This is a genomic window from Faecalibacterium langellae, assembly GCF_002549775.1.
In the GTDB taxonomy this organism is placed as follows: Bacteria; Bacillota; Clostridia; order Oscillospirales; family Ruminococcaceae; genus Faecalibacterium; species Faecalibacterium langellae.
Map to the genome: position 1 here is coordinate 1 of NZ_NMTR01000016.1, position 13,108 is coordinate 13,108.

The following is a 13,108-nucleotide window of genomic DNA, read 5'->3' on the forward strand; positions in this document are numbered from 1 at the left end:
TCGGTCGGTGTCGATGACGGTGAGGTTCCACCTGTTCCCATTCCGAACACAGAAGTTAAGCTCACTTGTGCCGAAGATAGTTCGCTGGAAACGGCGCGTGAAAATAGGTAGTCGCCGACTTAACAAAGAGCTCTGAGATGAAAGTCTCAGGGCTTTTTTGTTGCGTTTCGGGGCAGAAAATAGTATCATAAAGGCAGAACCTTATACTTTCTACAGATTCTCCTGTTACACTGTTTGCACAACGAAAGGAGAATCTCTATGGAAAAATTAACGAAAAAGGGGCTGGACGGTACCCAGCTCAAGACCATCGCGCTGGTGCTGATGGTGCTGGACCACATTCATTATTTTTTTGAGTTCACCGGCTGCATCCCGACGGTGTTCAGTATGCTGGGGCGGCTCAGTGCACCGCTGTTTCTGTTCTGCACGGTGGAGGGCTTTGCCCACACCCATGACCGCAAGCGGTATTTTATCCGCATCTGGGCTATCGGCGCGGCTATGGCGGCGCTGGAATTCTTTATGATCTACGCCAAAGCCTTCCGGCGCGGGGACGGCTTCTACCCGCTGAACGCTATTTTTCAGGATCTTGCGCTGCTGTGCATCGTCTGGCAGGGCATCGACTGGCTGCGGGAGAAAAAATTCGCCAAGGGCATTGCTGCCATTGCCGCCGTTTTGTGCTGGCCGTATGTGGTAGTGGTTTTTCTGCTGCTCTTTCCCGGGGTACAGGAGATGCCCATTGCCTCGACAATCGTGGCGTTTGTCATCACCAGCCCGCTGCCCATGTGGACGACCATCACGGATGGCGGCTGGAGCTTTTTGCTGGGCGGCGTGCTGCTGTATGCCCTGCGAGGTCATCGCCGCGTGCAGCTGACGGTATGGGCACTGCTCATTTTCCTGTGTGACTTTGCCCTGAACTTCCGGGCGGTTTGCGGGCAGGAGGGCTTTGTGTGGACGCAGATGTTCACCGACTACTACGAGTGGTTCGGGGTGCTGGCGGTGCTGCTGATGCTGCTGTACAACGGGCAGCGCGGCAGCGGGCACAAGCGGCTGTTCTACTGGTTCTACCCCGCCCATGTGTACCTGCTGTACGGGGCATCCTGCCTTGTTTATAACGTGTTGAGGTGAATCTTGTGGCTAACATTCTGGCAGTGGATGACAATTTAGAGGTCTGCACGCTGATCCGCACCGCCTTGGAGCGGGACGGTCACCGGGTGGAAACGCGGCTTTCCGGCGCGGCGCTCACCGAGGCGCTCTGCCGCTGGGCAGACTGCATCCTGCTGGATGTGATGATGCCCGGCGAGGATGGTTTTGCGGTGTGCCGCCGCATCCGCAGCCTGACCGAAGCGCCCATCCTGTTCCTGAGCGCCCGGACGGACGAGCCCGCCGTGCTGGAAGGACTGGGCATCGGGGCAGACGACTACCTGCAAAAGCCCTTCCGGGTGGCCGAACTGCGGGCCCGGGTGGCGGCGCACCTGCGGCGGCAGAACCGCACACCGGCGCACCGGCTGGTGCGCGGCGGTGTGGCGTTTGACCTGTCGGCCAAGAGCGCGGCCGTGGGCGAAACGCCGCTTCCGCTGACCCGGTCGGAATATGCCATCTGCGAATATCTGGCGCTCTACGCCGGGCAGACCTTTACCAAAGAGCAAATTTACGAAGCGGTTTTTGGCATTGATGGCACTGCGGACGACACCGCCGTGACACAGCACATCAAAAATATCCGGGCAAAGCTGCGGGCAGCGGGTGTGCCGGAGCCGGAAAAGCTGCTCAATACCGTATGGGGTGTGGGATACCGATGGAAAAGCGAAGACTGACCTCTCTGCGCAGCGTGCTGCTGCAATATCTGGTGCGCACGGCGCTGGCCTGCCTGCTGGTCGCGGTGGGGTGGCTGCTGGTGCTGATGCTGTGGATCCAGAACGGCGGGCTGTTTCTTCCCGCGAATCAAGCTGCACAGGCCTGCCAGAAAGCCGCACAGGACGTTTTACCGGGCATGACCGCCGCTACTTTTGACGAGACGCAGCTGGACTCCTTGTGCCGGTACGCCCTGTTTGCCGCGCCGGACAGCAGCGAGGTGCTGGCCACCAACATGGATGCCGGGCACTTGCAGCGGGCAATGGAGAACCGGCAGGGGAAAACCCGCTGGCATTTTGGCTACACGCAGTATTATATGACGTCAAAATTGCAGGACGGAACGGTCTGTCTGCTGCAATTTGACTATGCCGTGCCCTACGCCGACCCTGCGCTGCGGGGCGTGCTGCCGGATATGCAGACCGTGCACTGCATTCTGGGCATTCTGCTGCTGATAGGGGCAGTGGTGTGGAGCACCCACAGGACCGGGCGCTTCCTGACCCGGGAGACCGAAAAGCTGACTGCGGCGGCGCAGGCGGTGGCACGGAAGGAGCTGGACAGCGCGGTGTTTTCCGGCGCGAAGGTGCGGGAGTACGAGAGCACTTTGCAGGCATTGCAGACCATGGGTGACGCCCTGACCGGCAGCTTACAGAAGCAGTGGGCGATGGAACAGCGGCAGCGGGAGCAGATCATCCAGCTTTCCCACAAGCTGAAAACACCGCTGACCATCATCGAGGGCAACGCTGAACTGCTGGCCGAGGACGCGCTGACGCCGGAACAGAAAGCGCAGGTGGAAGCCATTCTGCAGGGCGCCGAGCAGACCCGCACTTATCTGGGAAAAATCCGCGCCGAGGTGCAGACGCCGCTGAAGTACAAGACGAAAAAGAGTAGCATGCCGCAGTAAAACCGGCACCGTTCGGGGAAAGCGCTCTACGGTGCCTGCATGAGGATTGCGAAAAACGGAAAAAGATGGTATATTCAAAGAAAACTGCACCAAAATGCCGTCCCGGATCGTATTCTTTATGAGGTGGGGAAGATGAAACTGCTTTTTAAACAGCGCGCATTTACCTGGTTTGACAGCTACGACATCTACGATGAAAACGAGAACACCGTCTATGTGGTCAAGGGGCAGCTTTCCTGGGGGCACTGCCTGAAAATTTTTGATGCGAACGAGGCCCACGAGCTGGGCACCGTGAAGCAGGAAGTGCTGACTTGGCGGCCCCGGTTCGAGCTGTACGAGGGGGAAGCGTGCATCGGCCACCTGGAAAAGGAGTGGAGCTGGTTCAAACCCAAGTACAACATCGACTTCAACGGCTGGCACGTGGAGGGCGACTTTGCTGAGTGGGACTATACCATCACCGGCCCGGACGGCCGCACCGTGGCCACCGTGTCCAAAGAGATCTTCCACTGGACAGACACCTACATTCTGGACATTGCCGACCCGGACGACGCGCTCTATGTGCTGATGTTCGTGCTGGCCATCGACGCGGAGAAGTGTTCTCGGAACTGATATAATAAACAAAAAACGAGGAACGGCCATTCGGTCGTTCCTCGTTTGCGTATCAGGGAAAAGTTACTGTGCGTCGGCCACCATCATCTTGCCGGCCTTGTAGATATCGCCGCAGCCCAGGGTGAGCACCAGGTCGCCCGGCTGTGCGTTCTGCTTGACCCAGTCGGCCGCTTCCTTCAGGCCGTCCACGAGGACAGCGCCGGGGATCTGCGCGGCCAGCTTTGCGCTGGTAATGGTGGGGTCGTTGGGCTCACGGCTGCCCATGATGGGGGTCAGCACGGTGATATCGGGGATCTTGAGCACATCCACGAAGTCGTTGAACAGCATCTTGGTGCGGCTGTATGTAAACGGCTGGTGGACAACGATCAGGCGCTTGTAGCCCATTTCCTTTGCGGTGGTGATGGTGGCACGCAGCTCGGTGGGATGGTGTGCATAATCGTCCACCACCAGCGCACCGTTGCACTCGCCGTACACCTCAAAGCGGCGGCCTGCGCCCTTGAAGTTCAGAGCAGCCTCGGCGCACTGCTCCACGGTCAGGCCCACAAAGCGGCACACCGCGCACATGGCCAGAGCATTGTAGATGTTGTGGTAGCCGGGCACGGCCAGACGGATGTGGCCGGTGATCTTGCTCCACTCCTTCAGGTCGAACTCGAAGAAGCCGGGCTTGTATTCGTTCACGTTCAGGGCCTGGTAGTCGCCGTCGTTCTTGATGCCGAAGGTGCGTACGCGGCGGTCCAGCGTGTACATGACGTCCATGGTGTTCTTGTCGTCGGCGTTGGCAAAGATCATGAACTGGGTCATCAGGGCAAAGCGCTTGAAGGCGAACTTCAGCTCGCCCATGCTGCCGTAGTAGTCCAGATGGTCGTTGTCGATGTTCAGCACCACGGACAGGTACGGGGTGAGCTTTAAGAAGGTCTCGGCGAACTCGCAGGACTCGATGACGATGTCATCGCCCTTGCCGGCCTTGCCGTAGCCGTTGATGAGGGGCAGCTTGCCGCCGATGACGGCGGAGGGGTCGCGGCCGGCCAGCTCCAGTGCGGTGGTGATCATGGAGGTGGTGGTGGTCTTGCCGTGGGTGCCGGACACGCAGATGCTCTGCTTGTACAGGCGGCTCACATAGCCCAGCAGCACGCTGCGCTCGATGGTGGGGATGCCGTAGGAGGAAGCGGCATTCAGCTCCACGTTGTCCTTGGAGATGGCTGCCGAGTAGACCACCAGATCCACGCCAATGACGTTGTCGGCGCTGTGGCCCAGGCTGACCTTCACGCCCATCTCCCGCTCATAGCGGATGATGCTGCCATCCAGCACATCGCTGCCGGAGATCTCGTAGCCTTTTGCCGCAAGGATCTGGATCAGCGGGTACATGCCGCTGCCGCCGCAGCCGATGAAGTGGATCTTTTTTACATTGTCCAGCAGGTGCTGGTTGTAATCGGTGTACATGAACATATAAGGCAACCTCCAAATAATTAACGGCTGCAGAGCAGGCCGATTCCATCCATTCGTTTGGGATACATCTTATTATATAATTTTTGGCGCACAAAATAAACAGGAAAAATCGAATTTTCGGAAAGAACCATATTTCCTTTTCTGATTTTGTGATATGTGTACAAGAAAACCGGGATTCATAAAAGATTTACATTTGCGAGAAGGAAATACTTCACAATTTTGAAGCATCTGTGCTAAAATAAAAGGGAACGAAACCATCTGAAAAAGGAGCAGCAACGTGAAGATCAAGATCACTGCGGACAGCACCTGCGATCTGTCTGCCGAACTTTTGCAAAAATGGGACATCACCCTGATGCCCATGCACATCCTGATGGGCGAGGACAGCTATCTGGACGGCGTCACCATCCACCCGGCGGATGTGTTCACCTATGTGAACGGCGGCGGCAAGATGCCGAAATCCGCCGCGGCGAATCTGGTGGAGTACGCCGAATTCTTTGGCAATTACACGGGGGACTACGACGCGGTCATCCACATCTCGGTCAGCAGCAAGCTTTCGTCCTGCTACCAGAACGCAAAGCTGGCCGCAGAGGACTTTGCAAACGTCTATGTGGTGGACAGCCAGAACATCTGCACCGGGCAGGGCTATCTTGTGCTGAAGGCGGCCAAGTGGGCAGCCGACGGCCTGCCGCCCCGCAACATCGCCATGCGGCTGCAGAGCCTGGCCAGGCGGGTGGAGCTGAGCTTTGTGCTGGACCGGCTGGACTTCATGGCCAAAAGCGGCCGCTGCTCCGGTGTGCTGGCCTTCGGGGCCAACCTGCTGGGCATCAAACCGGCGCTGGAAGTCATTGACGGCGAGCTGAAGGTGGTCAAAAAGTACCGCGGCAGCCTGCCCATCTGCGTGGGCAAGTACATCACCGACCGTCTGGCAGACCGGGACGACATCGAGGACGGGCTGGTGTTCATCTCCTCCTGCCAGCCGAAGCCCGGCTGCATGGACGCCGTGAAGGCAGGCCTGAAAAAATACGGCAATTTTGCCGAGTGCTATGAGACCGACATCGGCACCACCATCGGCGGCTACTCCGGCCCGGGCACCATCGGCATCGTGTTTGCACGGAAAGAGAAGTAAGAAAAATGGCTGTTGCATCGCAACAGCCATTTTTCTTACGTTGTGCGCCGTTTCAGGATCTCATCCAGAATGGCGTCTGCCACGTCGGCTTTGCTCATCAGCGGCAGCTCCCGGGCACCGTCCGGGGTGATGAGGGTGACGACATTGGTGTCCACGCCGAAGCCGGCCCCGGCCACTTTCAGGTTGTTGGCCACCACCATGTCCAGATTCTTTTTGGTGAGCTTTGCAGAGGAGTTTTCCACAAGGTCGCGGGTCTCCATGGAAAAACCGCACAGGAACTGGTGGGTCTTCTGCGGGCCGATGGTGCCCAGGATGTCCGGCGTGCGCTCCAGCGGAATGGACATGTCGCCGTCCTTTTTCTTGATCTTGTCATTGGCCACAACGGCGGGACGGTAGTCGGCCACGGCAGCGGCCATGATGAGCACATCCGTCTGGGCAAAGTGGCTGGTGACGGCCTCGTACATCTGCTGGGCGGTGGTCACCGGCACGTCGGTGGTGAACTTGACCGGCTGCAGGGCAGTTTCGCCGTGGATGAGGGTCACCTCGGCACCGCGCATGGCGGCGGCACGGGCGAGGGCGTAGCCCATCTTGCCGGTGGAGTGGTTGGTCAGGTAGCGCACCGGGTCGAGCGACTCCTGGGTGGGCCCGGCGGTGACGGCCACCCGCACCCCAGCCAGGTCTTTGGGCCGGGCGATGGTGTGCAGGATGTACTCGAGCAGCACGTCTTCCTTCGGCAGGCGGCCGCTGCCCACATCCTTGCAGGCCAGCACGCCGCTCTCGGACGGGATGACCGTAAAGCCATAGCGCTGCAGCGTGGCGATGTTGTCCTGCGTGATGGGATTTTCCAGCATGCCGGTGTTCATGGCCGGGGAGACCAGCTTCGGGCACTTGGCGGCCAGCACCACGGTGGTGAGCATATCGTCGGCGATGCCGTGGGCCATTTTAGCGATGACGTTGGCGGTGGCCGGTGCCACCAGGATCACATCTGCCTTCTTGGCCAGCGAGATGTGGGTGACCTCGAACTTGAAGTCGCGGTCAAAGGTATCCACCATGCACTTGTGGCCGGTGAGGGTCTCGAAGGTGAGCGGGGTGATGAACTGGGTGGCATTTTTGGTCATGATGACCTCCACGTCGGCCCCCAGCTTGCGCAGTGCACTGGCCACATTGGCCATTTTATAAGCGGCGATGCCGCCGGTGACGCCCAGAAGGACGCATTTGCCTTTCAGATCCATTGGTCTAACCTCCTGCAAAAACGTGCTGTTTCCACATATCTTCCCTTAGTATAATGCAAAAGTTCCGCCAGCACAACAAAATCTTTCGGCGGGGTTGTATCCTGGGTCAAAATGCGGTAAAATACGGATTGATAAAGAATAGACAGGCTCCAGCGGCGGACCGGAAGTTTCTCCGAAGACCGTCCGCTGGGGTGGGACCCTGTTGCCGTAGGCAATAGGGCGGGCGATGGAATGGCCCGAATCGTGTCTGAGGAGAAAGCTCCCGGCACACCGCTAAACCGCACTGTAAAAGGAAAACAGAATTATGATCTTAGCCATTGATATAGGCAACACCACCGTCGCCCTGGGGGGCATTCGGGACGGACGTGTATGCTTTGTGGCGCGCATGGACACGGTGCGCACCCGTACGGCTGCTGAATATCGTGCCGAAATGGATAAAATTTTTGCGCATCGCCGCCACCCGGAACGGCCCATGCGCTTTGAGGGCGCTGTGCTCACCAGCGTGGTGCCCCAGATCACCGGTGCACTGGCCGAGTGCGCCCGTCACTACACCGGCAAAAAGCCGGTCATCGTGTCGCCGGACATCCGCACCGGCCTGACCATGGGGGTGGATGAACCCGGCTCTGTGGGCAAGGACCGCCTTGTGGATGCGGCCTATGCGGCGGCGAACTTTCCGCTGCCGGTGGTCACGGTAGACCTTGGCACCGCCACCACCTTCAACGTGGTGGATGAGGACCGGGTGTTCCGGGGCGGCGTCATCTGTCCGGGGCTTTCCACCGGGCTGCGGGCTCTGGGCGAACGCTGTGCCCAGCTGCCGCAGGTGCATCTCGGCTCGCCCAAAAGTGCCATCGGCACCAATACCGAAAAGTGCATGCTGTCCGGCTCGGTGATGGGCACGGCCGTGCTCATTGACGGCATGGTGCAGCGCATCGAAGAAGAACTGGGCCGCCCGGCTACGCTGGTGGTCACTGGGGGCCTGGCAAAGTATGTCACGCCGCTGTGCCGCCACCCGCTGACCTATGACCCGGAACTGCTCATGAAGGGTCTGGCATTGCTGTATCAGCTCAACGCTCAGCAGCCCCAGCACCACAGTGCGGGCGGCAGGCATTATGGCCCGCAGAACCAGCATGGCCGCGCCAGACAGCGCTACCCCAGAAAGCGCACCCGCTGCGAGCGGGCCGACGAAGCACGGACGGGCTGACGAGAGACGATAGGATAGGGAGAACAACATGAAATTAGGCATTCTTGGCACGGGCAAGATCGTGCAGGAATTTTTGCCGTGGCTCGTGGAGCATACGCCCTTCACGGTGCAGGCCATCTGCTCGACGCCCCGCAGCGCCGAGCTGGCCCAGAGCCTGTGCGGGCAGTACGGCGTGCCCCAGCACACAACCAATTTTCTGGAGCTGCTGCAGTGGGTGGATGTGGTGTACATCGCGGTGCCGAACCTGCAGCATGTGCGATACGCCCGCGTGGCACTGGAGGCAGGCAAACATGTCATTGTGGAAAAGCCCATGGCCCCCACGGCGGCACAGACCGAAGAACTGGTGAACCTGGCCCGGCACAAAAAGGTGTTTTTGTTTGAGGCCGTCACCACCCAGTACCTTGAAAACTATGCAAAGATCCGGGAGCTGCTGCCCCGCATCGGCACGGTGAAGCTGGTGCAGTGCAATTTCAGCCAGTATTCCAGCCGGTACGACGCCTTCTGCAAGGGCGAGACCCCGCCGGTGTTCGACCCGAACTGCGCCGGCGGTGCTCTGATGGATCTGGGCGTGTACAATGTCAGCTACATCGTGGGCCTGTTCGGTGAGCCGAATCAGGTGAAGTACACCGCCAACATTGAGCGCAGCATCGACACCAGCGGCATCCTGACCATGGAGTACAGCGGCTTCCGTGCGGTGAGCATCGCCGCCAAGGACTGCGCCGCCCCGGCCCGGTATGTCATTCAGGGTACGAAGGGCTATATTCTGCAGAAATCCACTGCCAACTTCTGCGGCGGCGTTACCTTCCACCCCAACGAGGGCAAGGAGGAGCACTACAACCTGAACGGTGGCAGGCCCCGGCAGGCGGCCGAGTTCGAAGCATTTGCCCGTGCGCTGGAAGGCGGCGACCAGGAGCTTTGCACCCGGATGCAGGACACTTCCATTGCGGTCAGCCGGGTGCTGACCGTGGCGCGCCGGAATGCGGGCATCCGCTTCCCCGGCGACAACTGAGCTTTCCCCATTTGGAACACGCCCTGACAACACGCGCTCCATTGTTTGAATATCAACCCAAAACCCGCATAGAGCGGGCAGGTTTGCGCCGTATCCGACGTATCGGGCGGAACGGCAGCAGGAGGAAAATTGAATTATGAAAAACACCAAGACTCTTACCCGCGTGGCGCTGCTTGTCGCCATTGAACTGGTCATGAAACTGGTCGGCCTCGGCAGTGTGCCGGTGGGCCCGCTGTACATGAGCTTTCTCACCCTTCCCATCGCGGTGGGTGCCATCACCATGGGCCCGGCCGTGGGCGCGCTGCTGGGCGGTGTGTTCGGCGCGGTGAGCTTCTATGACGCCATCACCGGTGCTTCGGCCATGACGGGTGCCCTGTTCCAGGTGAGCCCGGTCAACACCTTCATCCTGTGCGTGGGCATGCGCGTGCTGATGGGCCTGTGCGTGGGCCTGATCTTCAACGCCATCAAGCGCTTCGACAAGCCCGGCACCTGGAGCTACATCGTCAGCGCCATGTGCGCCCCGGCCCTGAACACCCTGTTCTTCATGGGCTACATCGTGCTGGCCTTCTACGGCTGCGACTATGTGCAGAACCTCGTTTCCGTCAAGGGCGCTGCGAACCCCTTCATGTTCGTGGTGCTGCTGGTCGGCGTGCAGGGCGTGGCCGAGTTCCTCGTCTCCGGCATTCTGGGCGGCATCGTGGCCCGCGCCGTGGCGAAGTTCGTAAAATAAAGATGTGCCGAATGTCAGGGCGGCGCATTCCGTAAAAATATTTTTTCAAAGGGACTGCTGTGCATCATGCATGGCAGTCCTTTTTTGTTGTCACGCAAAAATCATCCGTTGCATAGGATGGCCCACAACACAGCGGGGAGGATGGCAGTATGAAAGCGGGAAAACGGTTTGCGGTGGTGGGCAGCGACGCCCGGCAGGCGGCGGCAGGCCGGGCGCTGGAACGGGCGGGCTATGCGGTGAGCGGGGCCGAGCAGGTGGCGCTGGCAGATTACATCCTGCTGCCGCTCCCGCTGGACGAGAGCCGCACCCCGCTGGCGGAACTGCTGCGGGCCGCAAAGCCCGGGGCACTGGCGCTGGGCGGCAGGCTTTCCGTGCAGGCAAAGGTCATCGCGCGGGAAGCGGGCGTGGAACTCATCGACTACTTTGCCCGGCCGGAGCTGACCGTCTACAATGCCATCCCCACTGCCGAGGGCTGCATCGGCATTTTGCTGCGCGAGCGCACCCGCACCCTGTGGGGCGAGAACCTTCTGCTGCTGGGCTTTGGGCCGGTGGGGCAGGCGCTGGGGGTGCGGCTGGCGGCGCTGGGCATGAACGTCACCGTCTGCGCCCGCCGCGCGGAACAGCGGGCGGTGGCCGAGAGCTTTGGTCTGCGGGGGGCCGCACTTTCCCGGTTGGATGCACTGGCCCCGGCCTTTGACACGGTGGTGAACACCGTCCCGGCCCGGGTGCTGACGGCCCCGGTTCTGGCGGCGCTGCGGCCCGGCAGCCTGATCGTCGATCTGGCGTCGAAGCCCGGCGGCACCGACTTTGACGCGGCCCGGCGGCTGGGGCATAAGGTCATCCATGCGCTGAGCCTGCCGGCGGTCTGTGCGCCGGAGACCGCGGGCGAAGCCGTGGCCCACACGGTGCTGACCATTTTGCGGGAGCGGGAGGAACGAGCATGAACACACAAAAACGGGGGACCATCGCGTTTGCGGTGTGCGGCAGCTTCTGCACACTGGACGCGGCACTGGCGGCAGCAGAAACGCTGAACCGGCAGGGCTGGGAGCTTTTACCCATCATGAGCTTTGCGGCGGGGCAGGACACCCGCTTTGGCACCGGGCAACACTGGAAAGACCGGCTGGAAGCGCTGACCGGCCACGCCGTTCGGGACACTTTGCAGGCTGTGGAGCCGCTGGGCCCGCAGCGGCTGGCACGGGCGCTGGTCATCGCGCCCTGCACCGGGGCCACGCTGGCGCGGCTGGCGGCGGGCCTTTCGGATACACCGGTGACGCTGGCAGCCAAGAGCCTTTTGCGGGTGGGGTGCCCGGTGGTGGTGGGCATTTCCACCAACGACGGGCTGGGCGCATCGGGTGAGAATCTTGCCCGGCTGTTCCAGCGCAAGCACTATTTCTTCGTGCCCTACGGGCAGGATGACCCCATCCAGAAGCCCAGCAGCCTGAAGGCAGACCTTTCCAGCCTGCCCGCTGCACTGGAAGCGGCCCTGCAGGGCCGCCAGCTGCAGCCGGTGCTGCTGGGGCAAAGGGGCGCGTGAATGTCTTTTCAGCGGGCTCAAAATGTGGTATACTGACTTTGATGCTTTGCCGGTGCGGTACGACGGGCAGAAAAACTTGCGACGGAGAAAAACCAGATGAAAAAACTGACAGCGGCGCTCTGCGCTGTGCTGCTTGTGCTTTGCGTGTGCCTGCCGGGCGCTTCGGCGGCCAGGCCCGCCCTCAGCGCCACCCGCGCCTACTGCATCGTGGATGCTGACACCGGCCTTGTGCTGGCCCAGCAGAATATGAACGAAGAACTGCACCCGGCGTCCATCACCAAGGTGATGACGCTGGGCCTTGCCTGTGAAAAGGCCCAGGGGAACTGGGACGGCGTGAAGCTGACCGTGACCCACGAGGACGTCTACTCGCTGGCGGGCACGGACTCCAGCCATATCGCCCTGCGGGAAGGGGAAGAAGTGCCGCTGGTTGATGCCCTTTATGCCACCCAGATGGCCAGCGCCAACGACGGCGCGAACCTGCTGGCGGAATATTTCGGCGGCGGCACCATCGAAGGCGGCGTGGCAAAGATGAACGAGCAGGTGGAGGAACTGGGCCTTGCCCACACCCACTTTGCGAACCCCCACGGCATCAGCGATGAGGACCACTACACCAGCTGCTACGACATGGCGCAGATCCTGCGCTGGGCGCTGGAGCAGCCGGGCTTTGAAGATGTGTTCACCCGTAGCGAGATGTACACCATGCAGCCCACCAACGTCCAGCCCGTGACCCGCTACTTCTCCCAGCAGGACAAAATGCGCATCGGCTCCAGCCGGTACCACGTTTCGTCCATTCTGGGGTCCAAAATTGGCTACACCAACACGGCCCGCTACAGCTACGCCTGCCTTGCCGAACAGAACGGCGTGCGCCTGATCTGCGTGACCATGCAGAGCGAGCTGAGCACCGATAAATACAATGATGTGCGCACTTTGCTGGACTACGCCTTCAGCACCTTTACCGGCTACACCGATCTGCCCGCCCAGGGCGTGACGGCGCAGCTGCCGGTGACAGGCGGCGGCGAGAGCCTTGGCACGGTCACTGTCTCCGACCCCGGTGTGCGGCTGCTGCTGGCCGACGGCTTGTCCGCAAAAGATGTGACCGTCTCGCTGGAACTGCCCGAGACGTATGTGCTGGGCACCGAGCCGGAGGTGTACGCGGTGTACACCATCCGGGGCGGCACAAAGCAGGAGAGCACCAGCGTGCGGGTGAAAGCGGAAATTTCCGGCCTGACCGAGCTGCTGGAAAACAGCACCGGCACCGAACTGGAAGCCGCCAAAGCCGTGCAGCCCAAGGGCCGGGCGCTCTGGCTGCTGGGCATCTCGCTGGGGTCCACCGTGGCAGCGGCGGCCGTGACCTTTTTCATCGTGCGGCTGCTGGCAAAGCGCAAAAAACGCCGCGCCCGCAGTGCATCCCGCCATGGCAAATAAGCGCAAAAGCCTGCACAAAACCAGACTTTTCCAGATAAAATAAAATGCTTCAC

General features: G+C 60.8%; 13 protein-coding genes and 1 rRNA gene. 12 read left to right on the forward strand and 2 right to left on the reverse strand.

The window, feature by feature from the left end; translation table 11 throughout:
* Positions 1-3 precede the first annotated feature (3 nt).
* The 5 genes from rrf (at position 4) to CGS49_RS06320 (ending at position 3,352) form a co-directional block, all read left to right on the forward strand.
* Positions 4-120: ribosomal RNA gene (rrf, locus tag CGS49_RS06300) — 5S ribosomal RNA — on the forward strand.
* A gap of 138 nt (positions 121-258) precedes the next feature.
* On the forward strand, positions 259-1,122 hold the full coding sequence (locus tag CGS49_RS06305) for a TraX family protein (RefSeq protein ID WP_097801029.1): 864 nt from the start codon (positions 259-261) through the stop codon (positions 1,120-1,122).
* Positions 1,123-1,127: 5 nt separating this feature from the next.
* Entirely contained in the window at positions 1,128-1,808 is a 681-nt protein-coding gene (locus CGS49_RS06310; protein WP_097801156.1) for a response regulator transcription factor, read from the forward strand.
* Complete coding sequence (locus tag CGS49_RS06315) at positions 1,790-2,746, forward strand: histidine kinase dimerization/phospho-acceptor domain-containing protein (protein WP_097801030.1); 957 nt, start codon at positions 1,790-1,792, stop codon at positions 2,744-2,746. Before CGS49_RS06310 ends, CGS49_RS06315 begins: the two co-directional genes overlap by 19 nt.
* Before the next feature lie 132 nt (positions 2,747-2,878).
* Positions 2,879-3,352, forward strand: coding sequence for an LURP-one-related/scramblase family protein (locus CGS49_RS06320; protein ID WP_097801031.1), 474 nt, complete (start codon positions 2,879-2,881; stop codon positions 3,350-3,352).
* A gap of 63 nt (positions 3,353-3,415) precedes the next feature.
* On the opposite strand, the gene murC is transcribed toward CGS49_RS06320, so the two are convergent.
* On the reverse strand, positions 3,416-4,798 hold the full coding sequence (murC, locus tag CGS49_RS06325) for a UDP-N-acetylmuramate--L-alanine ligase (RefSeq protein ID WP_097801032.1): 1,383 nt from the start codon (positions 4,796-4,798) through the stop codon (positions 3,416-3,418).
* A gap of 277 nt (positions 4,799-5,075) precedes the next feature.
* Here murC and CGS49_RS06330 point away from each other — a divergent pair, with 277 nt between their 5' ends.
* Entirely contained in the window at positions 5,076-5,924 is an 849-nt protein-coding gene (locus tag CGS49_RS06330; RefSeq protein WP_097801033.1) for a DegV family protein, read from the forward strand.
* Positions 5,925-5,959: 35 nt separating this feature from the next.
* Here CGS49_RS06330 and coaBC read toward each other — a convergent pair whose 3' ends face one another.
* Positions 5,960-7,156 (reverse strand): bifunctional phosphopantothenoylcysteine decarboxylase/phosphopantothenate--cysteine ligase CoaBC, encoded by a 1,197-nt coding sequence (coaBC, locus tag CGS49_RS06335; RefSeq protein ID WP_097801034.1) that lies wholly within the window; start codon positions 7,154-7,156, stop codon positions 5,960-5,962.
* Positions 7,157-7,460: 304 nt separating this feature from the next.
* On the opposite strand from coaBC, the gene CGS49_RS06340 reads away from it, so the two are divergent.
* From CGS49_RS06340 to CGS49_RS06365, 6 genes are all read left to right on the forward strand, one after another.
* Positions 7,461-8,357, forward strand: a complete 897-nt coding sequence (locus tag CGS49_RS06340; RefSeq protein ID WP_097801035.1) for a type III pantothenate kinase — start codon at positions 7,461-7,463, stop codon at positions 8,355-8,357.
* A 28-nt stretch (positions 8,358-8,385) separates the two neighbouring features.
* Complete coding sequence (locus tag CGS49_RS06345) at positions 8,386-9,366, forward strand: Gfo/Idh/MocA family protein (RefSeq protein ID WP_097801036.1); 981 nt, start codon at positions 8,386-8,388, stop codon at positions 9,364-9,366.
* Between the two features lie 136 nt (positions 9,367-9,502).
* On the forward strand, positions 9,503-10,096 hold the full coding sequence (locus CGS49_RS06350) for an ECF transporter S component (protein ID WP_097801037.1): 594 nt from the start codon (positions 9,503-9,505) through the stop codon (positions 10,094-10,096).
* A gap of 149 nt (positions 10,097-10,245) precedes the next feature.
* Entirely contained in the window at positions 10,246-11,040 is a 795-nt protein-coding gene (locus tag CGS49_RS06355; RefSeq protein WP_097801038.1) for an NAD(P)-dependent oxidoreductase, read from the forward strand.
* The gene (locus CGS49_RS06360; protein WP_097801039.1) at positions 11,037-11,630 is read left to right on the forward strand and encodes a dipicolinate synthase subunit B; all 594 of its coding nucleotides are present in this window, start codon (positions 11,037-11,039) and stop codon (positions 11,628-11,630) included. Before CGS49_RS06355 ends, CGS49_RS06360 begins: the two co-directional genes overlap by 4 nt.
* Positions 11,631-11,726: 96 nt before the next feature.
* Positions 11,727-13,055, forward strand: a complete 1,329-nt coding sequence (locus CGS49_RS06365) for a D-alanyl-D-alanine carboxypeptidase family protein (protein WP_097801040.1) — start codon at positions 11,727-11,729, stop codon at positions 13,053-13,055.
* Positions 13,056-13,108 lie beyond the last annotated feature (53 nt).

Coding starts and splice junctions, on each gene's coding strand:
- CGS49_RS06345 (WP_097801036.1), top strand. CDS start 8,386: ATGAAATTAGGCATTCTTGGCACGGGCAAGATCGTGCAGGAATTTTTG.
- CGS49_RS06350 (WP_097801037.1), top strand. CDS start 9,503: ATGAAAAACACCAAGACTCTTACCCGCGTGGCGCTGCTTGTCGCCATT.
- CGS49_RS06340 (WP_097801035.1), top strand. CDS start 7,461: ATGATCTTAGCCATTGATATAGGCAACACCACCGTCGCCCTGGGGGGC.
- CGS49_RS06320 (WP_097801031.1), top strand. CDS start 2,879: ATGAAACTGCTTTTTAAACAGCGCGCATTTACCTGGTTTGACAGCTAC.
- CGS49_RS06365 (WP_097801040.1), top strand. CDS start 11,727: ATGAAAAAACTGACAGCGGCGCTCTGCGCTGTGCTGCTTGTGCTTTGC.
- CGS49_RS06315 (WP_097801030.1), top strand. CDS start 1,790: ATGGAAAAGCGAAGACTGACCTCTCTGCGCAGCGTGCTGCTGCAATAT.
- CGS49_RS06360 (WP_097801039.1), top strand. CDS start 11,037: ATGAACACACAAAAACGGGGGACCATCGCGTTTGCGGTGTGCGGCAGC.
- CGS49_RS06305 (WP_097801029.1), top strand. CDS start 259: ATGGAAAAATTAACGAAAAAGGGGCTGGACGGTACCCAGCTCAAGACC.
- CGS49_RS06355 (WP_097801038.1), top strand. CDS start 10,246: ATGAAAGCGGGAAAACGGTTTGCGGTGGTGGGCAGCGACGCCCGGCAG.
- murC (WP_097801032.1), bottom strand. CDS start 4,798: ATGTTCATGTACACCGATTACAACCAGCACCTGCTGGACAATGTAAAA.
- coaBC (WP_097801034.1), bottom strand. CDS start 7,156: ATGGATCTGAAAGGCAAATGCGTCCTTCTGGGCGTCACCGGCGGCATC.